This is a genomic window from Flavobacterium sp. UBA5153 (genome assembly GCA_002413745.1).
In the GTDB taxonomy this organism is placed as follows: Bacteria; Bacteroidota; Bacteroidia; order Flavobacteriales; family Flavobacteriaceae; genus Flavobacterium.
Window position 1 is genome coordinate 87768 of the sequence record DHXP01000078.1, and the last position, 22614, is coordinate 110381.

At 35.2% G+C, this 22614-nt stretch carries 15 protein-coding genes; 11 read left to right on the forward strand and 4 right to left on the reverse strand.

All coding sequences use genetic code 11. The features are described from left to right. Positions 1-158: 158 nt before the first annotated feature. Both B2145_RS16670 and B2145_RS16675 read right to left on the reverse strand, forming a co-directional pair. Positions 159-1211, reverse strand: coding sequence for a PDDEXK nuclease domain-containing protein (locus tag B2145_RS16670; RefSeq protein ID WP_291104828.1), 1053 nt, complete (start codon positions 1209-1211; stop codon positions 159-161). Between the two features lie 490 nt (positions 1212-1701). Next, positions 1702-3282, reverse strand: a complete 1581-nt coding sequence (locus tag B2145_RS16675; RefSeq protein WP_291104830.1) for a glycerol-3-phosphate dehydrogenase/oxidase — start codon at positions 3280-3282, stop codon at positions 1702-1704. 181 nt (positions 3283-3463) lie between these two features. Between B2145_RS16675 and topA the strand changes: the two genes are divergently transcribed. The 7 genes from topA to B2145_RS16710 all read left to right on the forward strand — a co-directional run bounded on the left by topA (position 3464) and on the right by B2145_RS16710 (position 13286). Next, on the forward strand, positions 3464-5998 hold the full coding sequence (gene topA / locus B2145_RS16680; protein ID WP_291104833.1) for a type I DNA topoisomerase: 2535 nt from the start codon (positions 3464-3466) through the stop codon (positions 5996-5998). 1 nt (position 5999) lies between these two features. Beyond that, a complete protein-coding gene (locus B2145_RS16685) occupies positions 6000-7151 on the forward strand; it encodes a formimidoylglutamase (RefSeq protein WP_291104836.1) in 1152 nt (383 codons plus the stop codon). A gap of 270 nt (positions 7152-7421) precedes the next feature. Further along, the gene (gldK, locus tag B2145_RS16690) at positions 7422-8831 is read left to right on the forward strand and encodes a gliding motility lipoprotein GldK (protein ID WP_291104838.1); all 1410 of its coding nucleotides are present in this window, start codon (positions 7422-7424) and stop codon (positions 8829-8831) included. Positions 8832-8873: 42 nt separating this feature from the next. Continuing rightward, the gene (gene gldL / locus B2145_RS16695) at positions 8874-9536 is read left to right on the forward strand and encodes a gliding motility protein GldL (protein WP_291104840.1); all 663 of its coding nucleotides are present in this window, start codon (positions 8874-8876) and stop codon (positions 9534-9536) included. A 48-nt stretch (positions 9537-9584) separates the two neighbouring features. Then, positions 9585-11138: a gliding motility protein GldM gene (gldM, locus tag B2145_RS16700; RefSeq protein ID WP_291104843.1), complete on the forward strand. Its 1554-nt coding sequence runs from the start codon at positions 9585-9587 to the stop codon at positions 11136-11138. A 51-nt stretch (positions 11139-11189) separates the two neighbouring features. Continuing rightward, positions 11190-12080 carry a gliding motility protein GldN gene (gldN, locus tag B2145_RS16705; protein WP_291105058.1) on the forward strand — a complete coding sequence of 297 codons (891 nt, stop codon included), beginning with the start codon at positions 11190-11192 and terminating at the stop codon, positions 12078-12080. Positions 12081-12239: 159 nt separating this feature from the next. Next, positions 12240-13286: an NAD(P)/FAD-dependent oxidoreductase gene (locus B2145_RS16710; RefSeq protein ID WP_291104845.1), complete on the forward strand. Its 1047-nt coding sequence runs from the start codon at positions 12240-12242 to the stop codon at positions 13284-13286. 1 nt (position 13287) lies between these two features. On the opposite strand, the gene B2145_RS16715 is transcribed toward B2145_RS16710, so the two are convergent. After that, positions 13288-13668: a DUF983 domain-containing protein gene (locus B2145_RS16715; protein WP_291104848.1), complete on the reverse strand. Its 381-nt coding sequence runs from the start codon at positions 13666-13668 to the stop codon at positions 13288-13290. Positions 13669-13731: 63 nt separating this feature from the next. Between B2145_RS16715 and B2145_RS16720 the strand changes: the two genes are divergently transcribed. Then, complete coding sequence (locus tag B2145_RS16720) at positions 13732-15645, forward strand: ABC-F family ATP-binding cassette domain-containing protein (protein ID WP_291104851.1); 1914 nt, start codon at positions 13732-13734, stop codon at positions 15643-15645. Here B2145_RS16720 and B2145_RS16725 read toward each other — a convergent pair. Further along, entirely contained in the window at positions 15640-16608 is a 969-nt protein-coding gene (locus tag B2145_RS16725) for an App1 family protein (protein WP_291104853.1), read from the reverse strand. The genes B2145_RS16720 and B2145_RS16725 overlap by 6 nt on opposite strands. A gap of 62 nt (positions 16609-16670) precedes the next feature. Between B2145_RS16725 and B2145_RS16730 the strand changes: the two genes are divergently transcribed. From B2145_RS16730 to B2145_RS16740, 3 genes are all read left to right on the forward strand, one after another. Further along, positions 16671-17540, forward strand: coding sequence for a diacylglycerol/lipid kinase family protein (locus B2145_RS16730; protein ID WP_291104855.1), 870 nt, complete (start codon positions 16671-16673; stop codon positions 17538-17540). A gap of 417 nt (positions 17541-17957) precedes the next feature. Next, complete coding sequence (locus B2145_RS16735) at positions 17958-21086, forward strand: SusC/RagA family TonB-linked outer membrane protein (RefSeq protein WP_291104857.1); 3129 nt, start codon at positions 17958-17960, stop codon at positions 21084-21086. Between the two features lie 12 nt (positions 21087-21098). After that, the gene (locus B2145_RS16740; protein ID WP_291104859.1) at positions 21099-22601 is read left to right on the forward strand and encodes a SusD/RagB family nutrient-binding outer membrane lipoprotein; all 1503 of its coding nucleotides are present in this window, start codon (positions 21099-21101) and stop codon (positions 22599-22601) included. Positions 22602-22614 lie beyond the last annotated feature (13 nt).

A 22614-nucleotide genomic window follows, 5' to 3' on the forward strand; every position in this document is an offset into this window, starting at 1 on the left:
CATATCTTTTTTTAAATAAAAATTTTATTCCTACAACACACAAACTTACAATAAAGCAATCGAAAGAAAATGAGGAAACCGTAAACGGATGAAAATAAATGAAAATAAATTTAGGGTAAGGGGGGTAAGGTAATTTGGAGTGAAAGATATTTTGTTTTCTACAACAACTTTTTTCTTTCCATTCTTTCTTTGGCTTCGGTTAAAAGCAAATGTATTTTTTCTTCGAACTGTTTTTTGGGTGGTAAGTCTGTCCAATATTCGGCAACCATTATTCCGTCTTTGTGCATTTCGAGTAACTCAATTTGTTCTCGGCTACTTTCAGCACAAAGTATTAATCCGATTGGTGTATTTTCTCCTTCTTGCTTCTCGTATTTGTCCAGCCATTTGAGGTATAACTCCATTTGCCCTTTATGTTTGGCTTGGAATTTCCCTAATTTTAATTCTATGGCTACTAATCGTTTCAGTTTACGATGGTAGAAAAGCAAATCTAAATTGTAATCTTCTCCATCTATAATCATTCTCTTTTGGCGTTCTACAAAGGTAAAACCTTTGCCTAATTCGAGAATGAAAGTTTCTAAATCGTGAAGTATAGCATCTTCTAAATCCTTTTCTAAAAAAGTATTTTGTAAACCCAATAAATCTAAAATATAAGGATCTTTGAATGTATTGAATGGAATATGTGTTGATTCGATAATTTGTGCATCGGCAATGTTTATTCTTTCGTAGGCTTTTAAAGCAATTTGTCTCCTTAATTCTCTAACCCCAAATAAATTATTTGATGCGTTTTGTGCATAAAATATTTTTGCTTCGATTGTTTTTAATGGCAATAACTCCACAAAATGCGACCAAGACAATTGTCGAGCCAGTGGCACGACAATTTGAGAATCGGAAAATTGCTCTGCAAACTGCATCATACGTCTCAAATTTCTTAATTCAAAATTATTTCCGTATCGTTCTTTCAATTGTGTAGACAGTGTCGACACAATTTGTTTTGCATATTCTGCACGTTTGTTTTGTAGGATATCTTGATTGATGCGATTACCCACTTGCCAAAATAAAATAGTAACGGCACTATTTGCTTGAACCGCTACTTGTTGTTTGCTTTGCTCAATAAGTTGTGATAACTCAATGAATAAATCACTTTCTAAAATTGATAGACTGTTGGTATTATCTGCCATATAATTACTTCTTTCAACTGTTGTATTGAACAAAATCTTCTTTTTTTGAATTGCGGACGCACTGCGGACGCAATTGGGAATATTCGTTATAATAGACCCTATTTAGAGAATGTACTACTAATCTGAACCTACAATCTACAAACATACTAAAAAGCAATGGAATGTAAAAGAGTGAAAAACAAAAAAGAGGCTCTACCACGAATTGTGTGGGTAAAATTTTTAGCCACGAATTTCACGAATTTTCACGAATTATTGATTTTTTAAATTTAATTGCACAAATTCTAGCTCGGTATTAATTAGAATTTGTGTAATTCTTTATTAATTACTATAAATCAGCGTTTTATAAATAAAAATAAAATGAATTTTCTTTACACTTATGCCGACTTTAGACGGAATTCGTGAAATTTTTAAGACAAAGTAATTCGTGAAAATTCGTGAAATTCGTGGCTAACTTTTTTTAATGCTTTATTTCACTTATAGTTTCTATTTGATAAAACCCACACAATTCGTGGTAGAAACGTTTTTATAATCGAAACTCCTTCAAAAGAAATCCGTTAGCCAGCGTTTTAAAAACTGCAATTTGATTTTGTTTCCAAATTTCATCATAACCCAATTCCTTGGTTAATAAATCGGCTACTTTTTTGGAACAAGCAATTGCTGCACGCGCATCTAAAAAGAGTAATCGCACACGTCTTGCCAAAATATCTTCAATGGTTCTAGCCATTTCGTAACGAATTGCCCAAGCGACTTCTGCCATTGTATAGTCGTAATTCGGATGTAATTTTTCTTTTAATTCGGGTTCGTTTTCCTGCAATTGCAAGATTTTAGGAATATCGGTTCCGTAAATATATAGGTGATTTTCTCGGTCTAGTGTAGTGGTTATTTGATTGCCGTGAATAGAAATATGCTCCGTTTTACAGGCTGATTTCGGTAAATTATGCACGATTATGGCTTTGTTTATAATGTCTTCTGCGATTTTTCGGTAGGTAGTCCATTTTCCTCCGGTGATGGTAATTAATCCTGTTTCGGAAACAATGATTTTGTGGCTTCTGGAAACTTCTTTGGTGCTTTGTCCTTCTTTTTCTGGCGCCGACAAAGGTCTTAATCCCGCAAAAACAGATAAAACATCGGCTCTTGTTGGCTTTTTAGACAAGAATCTTTGGGCGGTTTCCAGCACAAAATCTATTTCTTTTTCGGTGGCAATAGGTTCTAAATTATGACTTTTCTTTAAAGTATCTGTCGTGCCAATAACTATTTTATCGTGCCAAGGAACTGCAAAAAGAACTCTGCCGTCACTTGTTTTTGGAATCATCAAAGCGTCATTACTTGGCAAAAAGGATTTGTCAAAAACCAAATGAATTCCCTGACTCGGCACAATGTATTTTTTATATACTTTGTCATTCATTTTCATAATCGAATTGGTGAAAACTCCAGTGGCGTTAATAACAGCCGTTCCTTTTATTTCGTGTTTTTTGCCTGTTTCCTGATCTTCAACAACTACTCCGATGACTTGATGGTTTTTGTCTTTTAAAAGATGGATTACTTTGGCATAATTCAGAACACAAGCGCCGTATTCGATTGCTGTTTGTGCCAAGTTGATCGCCATTCGGGAATCGTCAAATTGGCCGTCGTGGTAAATAACGCCACTTCGTAATCCTTTTTGTTCGACCGTGGGGAGTAATTTTATGGTTTTTTTCTTCGAAATATATTTAGATTTGCCCAAACTTAATCGACCCGCCAATAAATCATAAATGGTAAGTCCAAAGGCATAAAAATAGCCGCCCCACCAATTGTAATTTGGAATTACAAAAGACAGATTTCGTACTAGATGTCTAGCATTCTTTGCCATCAAACCCCTTTCTTTCAAAGCTTCTATGACCAATGGAAAATTACCCTGTTCCAAATAACGCACTCCGCCGTGGACTAATTTTGTGCTTCGGCTGGAAGTTCCTTTGGAAAAATCCACAGCTTCGAGCAAAATTGTTTTATAACCTCTAGTAGCTGCATCAACAGCAGTTCCTAGTCCACAAGCCCCACCACCAATTATAATCACATCCCAATTTGGTGTTTGCTGGAGTTTTGCTAATTGTTCTAGTCGATTCATTGGATTGTTTTATCCGAGCCAGATTGGTTCATATAGTAAACGTAATGAAATATATTGAGACTAAAAAAACATATTTATGGCTGTAATTATTGAGTCTTTTCAATTTTAATAATTTTAAAAACTAAGTCAAAATCCTAATATTTAAAAAATTCTTCTACTTTTGTCGCAGAAAAACAAAGCAATGGCAAAGAATTTAGTTATCGTTGAGTCCCCTGCAAAGGCAAAAACAATCGAGAAATTTCTAGGAAGCGATTATCAAGTAGAGTCAAGTTATGGGCATATTGCCGACTTGCCTTCTAAAGAAATTGGTGTAGATGTAGAAAATGGTTTTAAACCAAAATACGAAGTTTCGGCCGACAAGAAAGCATTGGTAAGCAAACTCAAAACCTTGGCAAAAAATGCTGATATGGTTTGGTTGGCTTCGGATGAGGATCGCGAGGGTGAAGCTATTTCTTGGCATCTTGCCGAAGAATTAAAATTGGACAAAAAGAAAACCAAACGAATTGTTTTTCACGAAATCACGAAATCTGCGATTCTAAAAGCAATTGAAAATCCACGTGAAATTGATTATAATTTGGTTAATGCGCAACAGGCACGTCGTGTTTTGGACAGATTGGTGGGTTATGAATTATCGCCAGTTTTATGGAGAAAAATAAAAGGAGGACTTTCTGCCGGACGAGTTCAGTCGGTTTCGGTTCGTTTGATTGTGGAGAGAGAAAGAGAAATCCAGAATTTCAATCCAATAGCTTCTTATTCAGTTGTAACAGAATTCACTAACGAATCTGGAAAGTCATTCAAGGCAAAACTGCCAAAGAATTTCAACACCAAAAAAGAAGCCGAGGATTTCTTGAAAAAGAATATCGGTTCTACATACAAGGTTTCGGATTTAGAAACAAAACCTACCAAAAAATCACCAACCGGACCTTTTACAACTTCGACTTTGCAGCAAGAAGCCGCTAGAAAATTGTATTTGCCTGTTGGAATCACAATGCAACTCGCACAACGTTTATACGAAGCGGGACTCATTACTTATATGAGAACGGACAGTGTGAACTTGTCGAAAGACGCGATGGATGCTGCTCAAGCCGAAATCATCAAATCCTACGGAAAGGAATTCTCTAAACCAAGAACTTTTGTTAATAAAAGCAAAGGAGCACAAGAAGCACACGAAGCGATTCGTCCAACAGATATGTCGCGCCATACCGTGAATATCGACAGAGACCAAGCGCGTTTGTATGATTTGATTTGGAAAAGAACTTTGGCTTCTCAAATGAGCGATGCTGAATTGGAAAGAACAAACGTTAAAATTGCAGCCAATAATCACAGTGAAATATTCACTGCATCTGGAGAAGTTTTGCTTTTTGAAGGTTTCTTGAAGGTTTATTTGGAAGGAAATGATGACGATGATGATGAGCAAGAAGGAATGTTGCCTGCAATGAAAGTCAACGAAAAATTGCAAAATAATTATATCACTGCAACCGAAAGATATTCTCGTCCGGCGGCAAGATACACCGAAGCTTCTTTGGTGAAAAAATTAGAGGAATTAGGAATTGGTCGTCCTTCGACTTATGCGCCAACGATTTCCACGATTATCAACAGAAAATATGTTGAAAAAGGAAATCTTGACGGACAGGAAAGAAATTATACGCAACTGACCTTAAAATCAGGGAAAGTAGGCGAGAAGTTACTCAAAGAAAACACGGGTTCTGATAAAGGAAAACTGGTTCCAACTGATATTGGAACTATTGTTACGGATTTCTTGGTTAAAAATTTCGGAAATATTTTGGATTATAATTTCACTGCCAAGGTCGAAGAGGATTTTGATGAAATTGCCGAAGGAAATATAGAATGGACAAAAATGATGCAGGAATTCTACGATAAATTCCACCCAACAGTGAAAGATGTAGAAGCGAATGCAGATAGAGAAAGCGGAGAGAGAATTTTGGGGAAAGATCCAAAAACAGGAAAGCAAGTGAGTGTTCGTTTAGGAAAATTTGGTCCAATGGCCCAAATTGGAGAAGCGGAGGATGAAGAGAAAAAATTCGCGAGTTTAATGTCAGACCAAAATATTGGAAACATTACTTTGGAAGAAGCCTTGAATTTGTTTTTGTTGCCAAAAAATTTAGGTACATATAAAGGAGAAGAAGTTGAGGTAAGTAACGGTCGTTTTGGTCCGTACGTGCGTCACGGGAGTGTTTTTGTTTCTTTGCCAAAAGGCGAAAATCCACTTGACGTTTCTTTGGAACGTGCCGAGGAATTGATTGATGAAAAAGCAAAAGCTGATGCGCCAATTGCAATTTACAAAAATGAACCGGTTCAAAAAGGGGTGGGTCGTTTTGGTCCATTTATCAAATGGGATGGGCTGTTTATTAATGTAAGCAAAAAATATAATTTTGATAATTTATCGCAATCAGATATTGAAGAATTGATTGACGATAAATTGCAAAAAAATATTGAAAAGGTTTTGCATAACTGGGAAGATGAGGGAATTTTGGTCGAAAAAGCCCGCTGGGGAAGATCAGTAATTACCAAAGGTAAAATCAAAATTGAATTGAGTAAGGATGTTGACGCAACAAAATTAACATTGGAACAAGTTCAAGAAATGATTGCCGAGAAAACCCCGGCCAAGAAAGTTGCTGTCAAAAAAGCCACAACCGCAAAAAAACCTGCTACTAAAAAACCTGCTACTAAAAAACCTGTTGCAAAAAAGAAATAATATGGAATTTGATTTTCTAAAACCATTAGATGATGAAATCCTTCAATTTATTAAGGACTTTTCTTCCCAGCAATTGGGAAGCAAAATTGTATTTCATACAGCCAAAGACTTTCCTGATTTAAATAAAATCAAAATTGCCATCATTGGTGTTTTGGAAAATCGAGGAGATAAAAACCAAACTGAGCAGGTAGATTTGTCAAATATTCGAAAAGAATTGTATGCGCTGTTTCCCGGAAACTGGAATGCTTCCATTGCCGATTTGGGGGATATTCTGGCTGGTAATTCGAGTGACGATACTTATTTTGCATTAAAAAAAGTAATTGCAAGTCTAATCAAGAAAAAGATCACCCCCATTGTTATAGGCGGTTCCCAAGATTTAACGTATGCGCTTTACAGAGCTTACGATGATTTGGAGCAAATGGTAAATCTGGTTTCCATTGACAGTAAATTTGATTTCGGAAAAGAAAGTGACTCCGTTTCCGCCACTTCTTATTTAACCAAAATTATCATAGACGAACCCAATAACCTTTTTAATTTCAGTAATATCGGATTTCAGACCTATTATAATTCGCAGGAAGAGATTGATTTAATTGATAAATTATTTTTTGAGGCTTATCGCTTGGGAGATATTTCCAATACTATCGCTATTGCCGAACCCGTTTTTAGGGATGCCGATATTGTGAGCATTGATTTAACGGCTATAAAATCGTCTGATTCGGGAAATAATAATCCATTTACGCCTAATGGTTTTAATGGAAAAGAGATTTGTACTTTGTCAAGATATGCCGGGATTAGTGACAAAATTTCCCTTTTTGGAATTTTTAATCATAACAATTCCAGTCAAGAGTCTGTTTTAATAGCCCAAATTATTTGGTATTTTATCGAAGGCTTTCACTACCGTTCCAATGAATACCCATTTGGGAGTAAAGAAAATTATTTAAAATACATTATTCCATTAGAAGAAGAAGAATTAATCTTCTATAAAAGCAATAAAACCGATAGGTGGTGGATAGAAATACCGTTTATTTCAAACAGCAATAATAAATTAAAGAAAAACACGTTGTTACCTTGCTCGTATGAAGAATATTTAGGGGCCTGTAACCAAGAAATTCCGGAAAGATGGTGGAAGGCACAACGTAAGAATATGATATAATTTATCGTTAAACGGCACTTTAACCCCCAACAAACTGTTTGACAACAGGATTGGTATAGACTAGTTCTATAAAACAAAACCTACGAAAAATCACGTTTTTAAGCATTTTATCGGTATTTTAAGCGTTTTGTCGACAAAATATTTTTTTCTTACCGTATTTAATTTTAGTTTTGGTTATTGAAATAAATAGTACGATAAATAATTGTTTTTTAAAATAATAATAAATAGGTTTACTCACTTAATAATAATGAATATATAACCCGAATTTATATGAAGAAGTTCATTGCATTTACGGCAATTTTAAGCTTACTAATTGGCTGTGGTAAATCAAGCGACAAAGGTGAATTAGTTGGTGTTAAAGGTGGGAAATGGCATCCTGAAAAACCTTATGGAATGACTTTGATTCCTGGAGGTTCATTTATAATGGGAAAATCTGACGATGATGTAGCCAATGTTGGGGACGCTACTACAAAAACAGTTACCGTTCGGTCTTTCTATATGGACGAAACGGAAATAACCAATAGTGAATATCGTCAATTTGTGGAATGGGTGAAAGATTCAACCATGAGGGTTCGATTAGCAATTCTTGCTGACGAATCCGGAATAAAAAAAGGTGATGCAAAAGGAGGCAAAGGCAAAAATACCGGAAGTATAGCTGATTTTGCTTTTAATGATTCTGATCCTGAAAAAATGACTGCATACGATAAATATATGTACGATAACTATTATAGTGTTGGTACAGATGATGATCCTTATGCCGGTAGAAAACTCAATCACAAGGTAAAATTAATCAAGGACACTAAATTATATCCCGACGAGTATTATACAGAAGTTATGGATTCCATGTATTTGCCAATGGAAGAGTCTTTTAATGGTCTAAGGACAATTGACGTAAACAAACTAAAATTCCGTTATTCATGGATGGATATTCAAGCTGCCGCAAAAGCCAAAACGGGTAAAAGAAAAGATTTTATTAGAACGGAACAAGTAAAAGTGTATCCTGACACAACAACATGGATTAAAGATTTTTCGTATTCTTATAATGAGCCGATGCACAATGATTACTTTTGGCATCAAGCCTATGGAGATTATCCTGTTGTGGGGGTGAACTGGAAACAGGCAAGAGCTTTTTGTGCATGGAGAACACTAAATAAAAACAGCTATATAAAATCTAAAAAGAAAGGTCACGATCAGACCAATAGTTTCAGGTTACCCACCGAGGCAGAATGGGAATACTCTGCCAGGGGAGGGTTAGAATCTGCAACTTATCCTTGGGGAGGACCTTATACGAAAAATGACAGGGGATGCTTTCTTGCCAATTTCAAACCGAACAGGGGAGATTATGCAGCTGACCAAGCATTGTATACGGTAGAAGCAAAATCATATGAGCCAAATGGATATAATCTTTATAATATGGCGGGGAATGTTTCTGAATGGACTGATACCTCTTACGATCCAAACGCCTACGAATACGTATCTTCAATGAACCCGAATGTTCAAGATTATAAAAATATGAGAAAGGTAGTTAGAGGCGGTTCATGGAAAGATGTTGCTTATTTCCTTCAAGTAAGTACTCGTGATCATGAATATGCGGATTCTGCAAGGAGTTATATTGGTTTTAGAACCGTTCAAGACTATATGGGAACCCAGGCAACCGAAAAAATTAAAAAGAAAAAATAAACTAACCTACATTTAATTAATTAATCTAAAAACGTAAACATTATGGCATTATTGAGTAAAAAAACTATGAATTTCTCTTATGGTATGGGAGCGGCAGTAGTAATTATTGGAGCTTTGTTCAAAATAACACATCTTGAGTTCCCTCCAATTTTTACAGGAAACGCAATGTTAACTTTAGGATTAGTAGTCGAAGCTTTGATTTTTGCACTTTCGGCATTTGAACCTGTTGAGGACGACCAATATTACAAATGGGAAAACGTTTATCCACAACTGCGTGACAAAAATGCAGTACCAGTTAAAACAGCTAAAACAGAAGCTCCTTCTTCTGATGTAGAAGGTTTATTGTCTAAGAAATTGGATGCTATGTTAAAAGAAGCTAAAATTGACGGTGAATTGATGGTTAGTTTAGGAAATAGCATCAAAAATTTTGAAGGTGCTGCCAAAAGTATTATGCCAACAGCAGATTCTATTGCTTCTACCAAAAAATATAGTGAAGAATTGTCTTTGGCTGCGGCCCAAATGGAATCTTTAAACAGTTTATATAAAATACAATTACAAAGTGCTTCAAGAAATGCCCAAATAAACGAAGAAGTATTGGAAAATAATGTAAAATTAAAAGAGCAAATGCAATCATTGACCACCAATTTGTCATCTTTGAACAATGTTTATGGTGGAATGCTTTCTGCAATGAATAACAAAGGATAATTAGTTTCGACTATAGGTATATATAACATTAACTAATTATTAGAAAATATGGCAGGAGGAAAATTGACACCAAGACAGAAAATGATAAACCTAATGTACTTGGTTTTTATTGCGATGTTGGCATTAAATATGTCTAAAGAGGTATTATCTGCATTTGGAATTTTGAATATTAAAATAGAGGAATCAAATTCATTAACCGATAGTAGAAATGAAAGTTCATTTCAACAATTAGCCCAAAAAGCTCAAGATCAGCCTGGTCAATATGGGGATAAAAAGTTGAAAGTAGAAAAAATAAGAGCACTTTCTAAAGAATTTTCTAGTTACATTGAAAACATTAAAGTTGAGATAACTAAAAAATATCCAAAAGATAAGGAAGGAAATTATCCTTTTGAACAAATGGATAAAGGTGATTTGATTGATAGAATGCTTTTTAGTCAAGAAAAATTGTCTGCAAAAGGAAAAGAATTTTTGAAAAAAATTCAAAATTTCCCAGCTCAAATTAAACAAATTGGAGGTAGTTCTATTGCTGAAATTGAAATGAATAAAATAGAAAAACGATTCGCAACTAAACCTGTTTTTTCAGAAAAAGCGGGAAAAGATTTACCATGGATGGAATATAATTACCATGGTTTTCCATTAATTGCTACAATAACTAAGTTAACACAATTACAAGCTGATATAAAAACAACCGAAAGTGATGTAATGACTGGGATGTTTCAATCAGACTTAGTTGCTGCTGCATCGCTTACCGCTTATCAACCTATAGTGGTTCTTGATAAATCTGTTTTCTTTCAAGGAGAAGCAGTTACAGGTAAAGTCATATTAGGGAAATTTGATCCCACACTTAAAGCTAAGTCGGTTATTTTAAATGGGGCAAGTTTGAATGCTGAAGCTGGACAAGCAAAATTTTCATTTGGTGCAGGTAATATTGGAGAACATCCAATTAGTGGTTCTTTTAATTTTGAAGAAAATGGAAAACCAATTCCTCTTCCTATTCAAAAAACTACTTATGTTGTTGTTGCTAGACCTAAATCAGCCACAATTTCTGCTGATAAAATGAATGTGGTGTATCGTGGTGTTGTAAACCCAATGACCATTTCATTTGCAGGATTATCACCCGATATGGTTTCGGCTTCTGCACCAGGATTGACGCGTATTGGAAATTCAAGTTCATACACTATGCGACCGGGAACAGGAACTGAAGTCAAAATTAATGTTGTGGGTAAACTTCCTGACGGAAAAACTGTTCCAGATACAAAAGTTTTTAGAATAAAAGGAATTCCTAGTCCGACAGGGACTATTAGAGGAGAAATGGGTGTCGTAAAAGGGCCTAAATCAAGTTTAGAAATTTCAACAATCGGAGCAAAATTAGTTGATTTTGATTTTGAGGTTGGTTTGGATGTTGTTGGATTTAATTTTAAAGTAGCAGGTCAGCCTACCGTGGTCGTTCAAGGAAATAAATTAAATGCACAATGTAAATCTGTTCTTTCAAAAGTAGGAAGAGGCGATCAAGTTACCATTTCCGAAATCAAAACAAAACTTGTTGGAGCGGGTAGTTACTTGTTGCCAAGAACTGCACCGGTAATTTACGAAATACAATAAATAAGGAAGTTAGATGTATAGCCTACTTCAATAACTTATAATGATACCATGATGAATATAAGAAATTTTTTAATAGTTTTTATTTCTATTACCGGAGGTGTGGCTTCTTTTGCACAATCTAATTTGCTTAATGCGAAGGTGCCTGAACAAATAGGAATTAAGTCTGCAGCCCAACTCATTTCTGACAATGACAAACCGTTGGAATATGGTTATGTGGATGACAGGGATATTTTGATGGGTAAAATGACTTGGGAAATTATTGATTTAAGTGAAAGAATTAATTTCCCCATGTATTTTCCGGTAGATACGGCAAATATTGGGTCAGATAGGCGCTCTTTATACGATGTTTTGACAAAAGCCATCCGAAACGGAAAAATCACCGAAGTGTATTCAGACAGTTATTTCAACACTAAAAAATCTTATAAGGATATTAAAGCCTCTTTGACACGTATTGACACAACTGATGCCGGAAGAGAGCAAATCAATGCCGGAACTCAAATATCACCAGAGTATATCGTGAAGCAAGATCTTACCGCACAGGATGTTACGCAGTATAAAATTAAAGGGTATTGGTATTTTGACAAAAGGCAAAGTGAATTGAAATATCGTTTACTCGGTATTTGTCCTGTTACTCCAGATGTTTATACAATGAACAGTGATGAAAAAGATTACATTGAGTTGTTCTGGGTCTTTTTTCCATCGGCTAGAGAGGTTTTGCATGAAGCAAAATCATTTAACGATAAAAATTCGGCAATGCCAATTTCTTTTGATCAAATATTAAATTCAAGACATTTTAACAGTGTAATTTATCAAGAAGAAAATGTTTATGGTGACAGGTCAATTGCAAGTTATATGAAAGATAATGCCCAAAATCAATTACTCGAATCAGAAAGGGTCAAAGAAAAAATCCGTAATTTCGAATCAGATATGTGGAATTACTAGGTTCAATTTTATCTTATACAAAGAACTCTTGTCAATACGGCAAGAGTTCTTTGTTTTTAGATCTATGCTCTTGACTTTGCTGCAAGAAGATAACTTTATTGGCAGGTTATTATTTTAATATACGTTCTTTGCATTTTATTTTCAAAATTAATTCTCCCAATGATAGATTATTTAATAGTAGGTTCAGGATTGGCAGGCATTTCATTTTCTGAAATGGCATTGCAAAACAATAAATCTATTTTGGTACTGGATAACAATTCCCAAAATTCTTCAAAAATAGCCGGCGGTTTATACAACCCCGTTATTTTAAAACGTTTCAGCGAAGTGGGGCAGGCGAAAGAGCATTTGCTTATCATGAATGAATTTCTTTCTGTTTTGGAGAAAAAACTGGATTTTAAAGTAAATTTTAGAACGCCAATTTTAAGAAAGTTTTCTTCTGTCGAAGAACAAAACAACTGGTTCGCCGCTTCCGACAAAGTGAATCTGGCCCCTTTTTTGTCCACCAATTTAATTTCTAAAAAGTATACAGGAATGGATTCGCCTTTCGGATATGGCGAAGTATTACAAACCGGCTATGTGGACACGGCATTGCTGTTAAAAAAGTACAGGGAGTATCTTGTAAAAAATCAATTATTTCTTGAAGAATCATTTGAGTATACGCTGTTGCAGGAAGAAAACCATGGGATTCGTTACAAAGATATCCAAGCTAGGCATATTGTTTTTGCAGAAGGATTTGGGATGCATGCCAATCCTTACTTTAAGGATTTGCCTCTTGACGGTACAAAAGGAGAATTACTTGTAATAAAAGTTCCACAACTGAATTTAGATGTGATTGTAAATACAAGTGTTTTTATTTTGCCACTTGGAGACAATTTGTTCAAAATTGGAGCAACATACAATTGGGATGATAAAACAGATGTCCCTACCGAAGAAGGAAAAAATGAATTGGTTGAAAGAATAAGAGAGATAATTGACTGTGATTTTGAAATTGTGTCCCATTTTGCAGGAGTTCGGCCTACCGTCAAAGACAGAAGGCCGTTGGTGGGAACCTATTCAAATCACGATTCTATACATATTCTGAATGGGTTAGGAACCCGTGGTGTTATGCTTGGGCCGGCAATGGCAAAAGCATTATTTGAAAACATTGAACACCAAAAACCGTTGGATAAAGCAATTGACATTAAAAGATTTACCAAAAAAAGTTGATTTATTTTTTAAAATTTGGATTATAAGAAATAAACAGGTTAATGTATATATTCCTTGACCACCGTAAAACATACGGGAATAAAACAACATTGGAGGCAATTATCGCAATAAAAGCAACTTTTAGACTTGTATTAAAGATAAGATAAGAAATCACAAAAGCTGCAACTCCAAGCGCAACATTCAAGGCATAACTTACATACATGGCGCCATAAAAGAAGGAAGGTTCAATTTGATATTTCAAACCACAATGACTGCATTTTTCGTTCATTTTGAGTAATTTGGAAAAATGTAAAGGATTTTTATCCAAATACATACTCTCATTCTGACATCTAGGACAAGTTCCTGTTAAAATACTATTTAGTTTGGATCCTTTTTTTAACATTTGCAAAAAAATTAAATTTCTCCTTTTTTGGAGCCGCAAATTTACAAATACAAAACACAATAAATGCTTAATATACATAATTTATCCGTTTCTTTTGGAGGAACTTATTTGTTTGAAGAAGTTACCTTTCGATTGGGTGCCGGAGACCGAGTGGGTCTTGTCGGCAAAAACGGTGCGGGGAAATCGACCATGCTGAAAATTTTGGCAAAGGATTTTGCTCCAGATTCGGGAGTTATTTCCCAAGAAAAGGAAGTTCGAATGGGGTTTTTGCGTCAGGATATTGATTTTGAGCAAGGAAGAACGGTGCTCGAAGAAGCGTATGAAGCTTTTACGGATATTAAAATCGTAGAAAAAAAACTGGAAGAAATCAATCATCTTTTGGTTACCCGAACCGATTATGAAAGTGAGGAATACAGTCAAATTATAGAAGATTTATCCGATTACACACATCGTTTCGATTTGCTCGGTGGTTATAATTATATCGGAGACACCGAGAAAATTCTTCTTGGGCTGGGTTTCAAAAGAGACGTTTTCAATGATCAAACCGAAACTTTTTCTGGCGGATGGAGAATGCGTATCGAATTGGCCAAATTATTATTGCAGGCCAACGATGTTTTGCTTCTGGATGAACCAACGAATCACCTGGATATCGAAAGTATCATTTGGTTAGAGAGTTTCTTGCGTAATTATCCTGGCGTTGTAGTAATTGTTTCGCACGATAAAATGTTTTTGGACAATGTGACCAATAGAACCATAGAAATTTCCTTGGGGAAAGCATACGATTTCAACAAGCCCTATTCCGAATATCTGGAATTGCGACACGAAATTCGCGAAAAACAATTGGCAACACAAAAGAACCAAGCCAAAAAAATCGAGGAAACCGAGAAATTAATAGAGAAATTCCGTGCCAAAGCTTCTAAAGCATCGATGGCACAATCGATGATTAAAAAACTCGATAAAATTGAACGAATCGAAGTCGACGAAGACGATAATTCGGTGATGAATATCTCATTTCCATTATCAAAAGTTCCCGGAAGGGTGGTAATCGAGGCCGAAGATGTGACCAAAAAATACGGCGATAAAACCATCCTAAAAGACATTTCGCTTTTGGTGGAACGGGGAAGCAAGATTGCTTTTGTTGGACAAAACGGACAAGGGAAATCGACTTTCATCAAAGCAATTGTCAATGAATTTGAATTCGAGGGAAACATAAAATTAGGACACAACGTACAAGTGGGTTATTTTGCCCAAAATCAAGCAGAATATTTGGACGGTGAAATTACCTTGCTGCAAACGATGCAAGATGCAGCTACCGACACGAATCGTTCCAAAGTTCGCGATATGCTGGGTTCATTCCTGTTTCGTGGCGATGATGTCGAGAAAAAGGTAAAAGTTCTTTCCGGTGGCGAAAGAAACCGTTTGGCACTTTGTAAATTGCTTTTGCAACCCATCAACGTTTTGGTAATGGATGAGCCAACGAATCACTTGGATATAAAATCCAAAAATGTATTGAAAGCTGCCTTACAAAAATATGAAGGAACATTGCTTTTGGTTTCTCACGACAGGGATTTTCTTCAAGGAATGTCCAATATCGTTTATGAATTTAAAGATCAAAAAATAAAAGAATATTTGGGAGACGTCAATTACTTTTTGGAGCAACGCAATCTTGAAAATATGCGTGAAGTCGAGAAAAAGGACGCCTTAAAAACATCGGCTCCGAAAGAAAGCAATAAAGCATCTTATGAAGACCAGAAAAGAGGAAAGGCTTTGCAGAATCGCTTAAGCAAAGTCGAAAGTCAAATCAAGCAACTCGAAAAAGATCTTCAACACGATGACAAAATGTTGGCTTCCAATTATGATAAACATATCGAGGACGCTAAATTTTTTATGGCATACAACAAGAAAAAAGCCGAATTGGACAAACTGCTTTTGGATTGGGAAATCGTTCAGGAAGAAATTGACAATGTGGGTTTATAAAATCAGTCCAATTTTTTTTGAATGGGCAATTGCTTCGCTGCTGTCAGTAAAATAGCAAACTGCCACGTTTAAACTCTCCATATTTTTCAATGCAATTGTGACTTTTTCTTTTTTACGTTTACCAGTTTGCCTTATGTAAACTGCTTTTACGGTTAAAGGAAAAATTTTACTGATAGCTTCGTACAAAAAAGGATCGTGTTGTGAATCATCACCCATCAAAACATATTTCAAATTGGGATAAAATTCCAAAATGTGTTTTATTTTTTCAAATTTATGGTTATGACCACCCCTGCCAGTCCAGAAAAAATCAGAAAGACTGGATTTAATATCTTTCAGTAATAATACGGCTTTCGGCAATTTGTGAATTTCGGTAAATTTTACGATGAAACGATACAAATTCCATTCGCTGCTCGAAACATAAAAAAAAGCATTTTGTTCCTCCTTATTATTTCTTCCGGCCAAACCCAAGGCTTGATAATGCGGGACAACGTCGTCATAAATTTTTCTGGTATTTACATTTCGGAACAACAAATGGTATAACTTCTTCAACGGATTTAATGTGTATGAAATCAAAAATGTATCATCGATGTCCGAAATTATTCCAATATCTCCTTTATGTGGGCGAATGTAACTTTCCTTGGTTACTATTGTTTCGTTACCGTAAATAATGCTTACCTGATAATCAATCCATCCATATCCAACATTCTGGTCTAATGGAATGCAGAACTTAAAATAACCGTCAATCAGTGTTTTGGTGTGGATTGTAGTATTGTTGTGTTTCAGATAAACATTGGCATTTGCCTGTGTTTTAACCTGAAACAAACTGATGACCGCAGCTGCGTTTTTAAAGCTTTTTTTCTGAAAGTCATAATCTCTAGTCTTTGTTGGTTCAAAAACGTGTCCCATTACAATTAATTCCTGCTCATTTGCATATCCGCGGTACAATTTTAAAATGGGCTTCATTGTTTGGGATTTTGAAGTGTGAATAAAATTAATTAAATTTAAGCAATAAACGGACTAAAACTTTGAAAAATAATATATTAATGGTTGTTAATCCAATATCTGGTGGTGTCGATAAATTTGAATTTATTGAAGCTGCATTAATTTTTGCGTCCAATGAAAATCTGAATCTTGTGCAGTATGAAACTTCCGGTGAAAATGATATTTCAAAAGTGAAAATACTTTATGATAAATATAAACCAGAAAGAATTATTATTGTAGGTGGCGATGGAACCATAAAAATGGTGGCTGAAGCAATGGAAGACAAAGACGTGATTCTTGGAATTTTACCGGCTGGTTCGTCTAATGGCTTAGCGGTAGATTTAGATTTGATGAGAACGCTCGAAGAAAATTTAGAAATTGCCTTTTATGGTGATTACATCAAACTGGATACAATTGACATAAATGGCAAAAAATGTTACCACTTGAGCGATTTGGGATTGAATGCGGAACTTGTTAAAAACTACGAAAAAAGTGATGTTCGCGGTAAATGGGGTTATTTATTGCAAGCGTTGAACACTCTAATAGATTCAGGAGAGCCATTCACGGCAACGGTTACCGCTAACAATCAAACCATAAAATCTGAGGCAAGAATGATTGTAATTGCCAACTCAAAAAAATATGGCACCGGAGTAACCATCAATCCCAATGGCGTGATGAATGACGGAAAGTTTGAACTGGTGATTTTGAGAAATCTGGATTTAGTTGTTTTTGGAAAAATAATCACCGGCAACATTCCCATAAATTCTGAAGCTATTCAAATCATTTCAACCGATAAAGCAACAATCAAAACCAATTTTCCGGTAAGTTTCCAGATTGACGGTGAATACTGTGGAGTTGAGTCCGAACTTGAAATCAAGATTTCGCCCAATAAGGTTAAAGTGGCAATCCCTTAGTTTTTGATGCTTTTTTAAAAGGAGTAGCTCTTGCCAAACCACTTTTGGTTCAAAACAACAAAATACTTTTGCGACTTCATAATCAATAATTCGATTGTCGTGTTTCATAAACCCGAACATTTTTTCGGGGTTTTATTCCTGTGGAACTTTTGATTTCGAGATCAATATTCTAAAAAGAGACGAATATGAGGATTTGTTCTTTTTTTGTTTTTGTTGCAATCTTCATAAATATATTCAATCCGAAACAATTTCTTAACCATTCCTAAATATTCGGGGTCTTTCGGCTGTTGATTAACTTTTTTTTAACACAGAACTTACGTTGTGTTTTAATAATGTTAAAGAATACTTAAACTTAAAAAGTTTACAAATAATAAACTTATTGTCAATTTTGCGATCAATAATTTAATAATTGTAAAAATGAAAACACTATTAAGTAGTTTAATGCTACTCTTTTTTTTGGCAAGCTCTCAATTTGGCAGGGCGCAAAACACAAGTATTATAGGAATCGTCCACGATGAGCAAGCTCCTTTGTTCAGTGCTTCTGTTTTAGTTAAAGGAACTAATATTGGAGCCACAACAGATCCTGACGGTAAATTTAGTTTGGCAAATGTTGCTAATGGAAAACAACTTTTAGTGATATCTTATGTAGGATATAAATCTAAAGAAGTGGAAGTTAACGTAAACTCCAAGAATGGAGAGCTTAACATAGGGGATGTTTATTTGGAATCCCTTTCTGAAAGACTAAAGGAAGTTGTCGTAACGGCTTTAGGAATAAAAAGAGAGAAAAAGAGTTTGGGTTACTCCGTTCAAGAAGTTCAAGGAGATCTTACCAAAGCACGAAATGTGAATGCGTTAAGTTCTCTTTCCGGTAAAGTATCGGGTTTGATAATAGCAAATTCTGCTGAATTTTTCTCAGCTCCCAGAGTTTCCTTGAGAGGCAAGAATACATTGATAGTTGTTGACGGAGTTCCATTAGGCACTAGTTCATGGAACATCAGTCCGGATGACGTAGAAACAATGACAGTGCTAAAAGGGGCAAATGCAGGAGCTTTATATGGTTCTGATGGTGCAAATGGAGCAATCCAAATCACGACCAAAAGAGGGACAAAAGACCCTAGAGGTTTTGTGGTAGAATTAAATCAAAATTCAATGTATCAAGCAGGATTTAATGCTATTCCAAAAGTGCAAAATTCGTATGGTCCTGGTTCTTATGGAAATTACTCTTTTAAGGATGGAAAAGGAGGTGGTATTAATGATGCCGATTACGATCAATGGGGTCCAAAATTTAATGGGCAATTAATAGCCCAGTATGATAGTCCATTAGATGCAAACGGAAATCCAATTCCGACTCCTTGGACGAATAGAGGTAAAAACAATTTCACGAATTTTATGGAAAGTGGGCTTTTGGAAACAACCAATCTTTCCATAGCTTCAAAATTCGAAAATGGAAGTATTCGATTCTCCACCTCACATATTTATCAAAAAGGAATCAATCCCAATACTAAATTAAATACCATTAATTATAACTTGTCCGGGACTTATGATTTTGATAAAAAAACAAGCATTAATGCTTCGGCAAATTTTAATTATCAATCTTCTCCAAATAACCCTAATGTAAGTTATGGACCTAACAGCTATCTTTATAATATGGTTATATGGGGAGGCGCTGATTATGATGTTAGAGATTTAAGAGATTATTGGCAAAAAGGAAAAGAAGGTATTCAACAAAAGAATTTTGAATACACCAGATATAATAATCCTTATTTTATGGCTTATGAATGGCTTAGAGGGTATTATAGAAATGATTTTTCGGGTCAACTTAATTTAACGCATAAGTTTACCAAAGATTTCAATGTCCTTGTCCGTTCAAACCTTGCGACAAATAACTTGTTTCAAGACGAAAAATTTCCATATTCTGCCACCACTTACGGACGTGAAAAGGCACAAGGAGACTATAAGGAAAGGTACAATTATAGTACGAGCAGCTATAGTGATTTGATGTTCAATTATAAGAAAAAAATTAATGATTTTGAAATTACCGCATTGGTAGGGACTAATCTTGAAATAGAAAAAACACGTAGCAGTTTCGCTACAACAGATTATTTGATTGTTCCGGGATTGTATACTTTAAGTAATTCTCAAACACCTGTTCAGCCCACAAGTAACAGAACGGAATATCAAAACTACAGCGTATACAGTTCTGCGGATTTGTCTTATAAAGGATTTATGTATTTAGGACTTACCGGAAGATGGCAAAAAGATTCAAGACTTCCTCAAGCAAACGATGCTTTCTTTTATCCGTCGGCTTCGTTAAGTACGGTGTTAAGCAGTTTGTTTACAATGCCAGAAATGATTAATTTCTTAAAAGTAAGAGCTTCTTGGGCAAAAGTAGGGACATCTTTAACAGATATTTACAGTAATCTTGACACTTATTCATTGGGAACTCCATACACTATTGGCGGAACATCCTACAATCCGGTAAGTGTGAATTCAATCCTGTCAAATCCAAATTTAAAGCCGGCATTTAACTCTTCTACAGAGTTTGGTTTTGATACGGATATGTTCAATAACAGGTTGGGTTTAAATGTGACTTATTTTGTCAATAAAAACGGCCCCAGAATATTTGACCTTAACTATTCTGAAGCATCAGGTTATAGCGGTAAAAAGGAAAACGGAATTACCACGAGGACAAAAGGATTTGAAGTAGCATTAAATTCCACATTTATTAAAACAAAAGATTTTAGATGGAATATGGGATTTAACTGGTCTACTTACAAAGAATATTTGGATGAAGTATATACCAATACAGCCACGGGAGAAGTAATCACGAATGATGGAAGAATAAAAGTGGGAGAGCGTGTAGATGCTTTTTATGTACAGGATTTTATGAAATCTAGCACTGGACAAATAATCATTGGAAATAACGGAAAACCAATATTGGACACCTATTATACAAAAGCTGGGTATAAAAATCCGGATTGGGCGGCTGGATTAACAAATAAACTTGATTATAAAAATTTTACTTTAAGCTTTTCATTTGATGGAAGATATGGAGGTAAGATTGAGAATTATGTAAACCGAAAATTATGGCAAGGCGGTCGTCATCCTGATAGTGTTACTCCAGAAAGAGCCAATGATGTACTAGGAATTAAATCTTACGTAGCGGATGGGGTAGTTGTTACGGGAGGACAATTATCAAGAGATGGCGAAGGGAACGTAATTACAGACACCAGAACTTATGCTCCGAATACAACTAAAGTTTTTTATCAAGATTATGCCAAATCGTATTATGGCACACAAGTATACAACATCATCGATAAAACATTTGCCAAGCTAAGAGAGGTAACCTTGACTTACAAAATGCCTTCATCAGCATTAAAAAACACATTTGTTAATGAAATGTCAATGTCTTTGATAGGCAGGGATTTATTTTATTTCTCTAAGCACAAGAATATAGATTTAGACCAGTTTATTGACGAGGCTACATCTCCATTACAAACGCCAACGGTAAAAAGTTTTGGTGTCAATATTAATGTTAAATTTTAAAAGACAATAAAGATGAATACAAATAGTAAACATATAGGAAAAGGAATAATGCTGTTACTTATGATAGCCGTCCTTAATTCCTGCACAAATTTTGACCAGTTGGCAGTAAATCCAAATCTGGCTACAAGCGTACCTCCTTCAATGCTTCTTTCAGGAGTTATTTCGGATGTTATTTCGGATGGAGCTTGGAATGATACACAAAGGGACAATCAGTTTTGGGTGATTTCATTTGATTATTATGGCAATCAGGATTATAACTGGGGAGAAGCAGGTTTTAAATATAAAGTTTTGGCCAATGTTGATGCAATGGAAAAAGAGGCGCAAACTTTAGACTCTAAAAACATATATGAAGGATTGGGGAAATTTTTCAAAGCCTATTATTTTGATTATATGTCTAAAAGACTTGGTGATATTCCAATGTCCGAAGCATTAAAAGCCTCTGGGGAGCCAAGTATACAACAACCAAAATATGACACTCAAAAAGACGTATATGAACAAATTCTGACTTATTTGGAAGAATCCAATGACCAAATTGCATTAGCCAGAACCCAAGTAGGAATTGCTTCATTGCATGGAGACCCATTGTTTAAAGGAGATCTTCAAAAATGGCAAAAGGCCATTAACTCTTTCCACTTAAGAGTACTTATAAGCTTAAGTAACAGATCAAGCGAAATGGATGTTGCCTCAAGAATAAAAACAATTTTAGACAATCCGGGCAAATATCCATTAATGGGAGGTTTAGATGACAATATGGAACGTCGTTATGGGAATGAACAAAATAATTACTACCCGTTTAATCCCGGAAATTATGGATTCAATAGAAACCGCAACATAATTGGCGCCACTTATTTGAACTTGCTGAAAGATAATAACGATCCTAGAATTTATAAAGTTGCAGATCCAGCGTCAGCATTATATAACTCAAACGATCCGTTAAATTTAAATGCTTACGTAGGGGCAAATACGGGTGATGCTCAAGGACCTATGCAAGTAGCTTCTGATAACGGAATGTTATCCTATCCTAATGAGGCTAGATATTACAAAGGTTATGATGGAGAACCTTATATCATAATAGGGTATGCCGAACAGGAGTTCACTATCGCTGAAGCAATTAATAGAGGATATGTTACCGGAGACGCAAAGATGCATTATGAAAACGGAATAAAAGCGTCAATGGGTTTCTATAATGTATCCGTTGAAGATGTAAATGTATTTTTGGCGCAAGGAAATGTAAATTATGCGGGGAATAACATACAAGGGTTGCAACAAATTATCAAACAGAAATACATAGCCTTTTTTGATAATTCTGGACATGAAGCCTATTTTAATTATAGAAGAACTCAATTACCTGTGTTTAATGTTGGGGCTGCTAATAACAATGGGGGACTTATTCCTTTAAGATGGAAATATCCTCAATCTGAATTTCAAAATAACAGTGCGAACGTAAATGAAGCTTTGTCAAGACAGTATCAAGGGACTGATGATATAAATAAAAAAATGTGGATTTTGAATTAATTAAAACTATGAA

Bases quoted from the DNA above. Each gene is read 5' to 3' on its own strand.
- B2145_RS16715 (WP_291104848.1), bottom strand. From the start codon at position 13,668: ATGTTAAAAAAAGGATCCAAACTAAATAGTATTTTAACAGGAACTTGT.
- B2145_RS16740 (WP_291104859.1), top strand. From the start codon at position 21,099: ATGAATACAAATAGTAAACATATAGGAAAAGGAATAATGCTGTTACTT.
- B2145_RS16720 (WP_291104851.1), top strand. From the start codon at position 13,732: ATGCTTAATATACATAATTTATCCGTTTCTTTTGGAGGAACTTATTTG.
- B2145_RS16710 (WP_291104845.1), top strand. From the start codon at position 12,240: ATGATAGATTATTTAATAGTAGGTTCAGGATTGGCAGGCATTTCATTT.
- topA (WP_291104833.1), top strand. From the start codon at position 3,464: ATGGCAAAGAATTTAGTTATCGTTGAGTCCCCTGCAAAGGCAAAAACA.
- B2145_RS16685 (WP_291104836.1), top strand. From the start codon at position 6,000: ATGGAATTTGATTTTCTAAAACCATTAGATGATGAAATCCTTCAATTT.
- gldN (WP_291105058.1), top strand. From the start codon at position 11,190: ATGAATATAAGAAATTTTTTAATAGTTTTTATTTCTATTACCGGAGGT.
- gldL (WP_291104840.1), top strand. From the start codon at position 8,874: ATGGCATTATTGAGTAAAAAAACTATGAATTTCTCTTATGGTATGGGA.
- gldM (WP_291104843.1), top strand. From the start codon at position 9,585: ATGGCAGGAGGAAAATTGACACCAAGACAGAAAATGATAAACCTAATG.
- gldK (WP_291104838.1), top strand. From the start codon at position 7,422: ATGAAGAAGTTCATTGCATTTACGGCAATTTTAAGCTTACTAATTGGC.
- B2145_RS16725 (WP_291104853.1), bottom strand. From the start codon at position 16,608: ATGAAGCCCATTTTAAAATTGTACCGCGGATATGCAAATGAGCAGGAA.
- B2145_RS16675 (WP_291104830.1), bottom strand. From the start codon at position 3,282: ATGAATCGACTAGAACAATTAGCAAAACTCCAGCAAACACCAAATTGG.
- B2145_RS16735 (WP_291104857.1), top strand. From the start codon at position 17,958: ATGAAAACACTATTAAGTAGTTTAATGCTACTCTTTTTTTTGGCAAGC.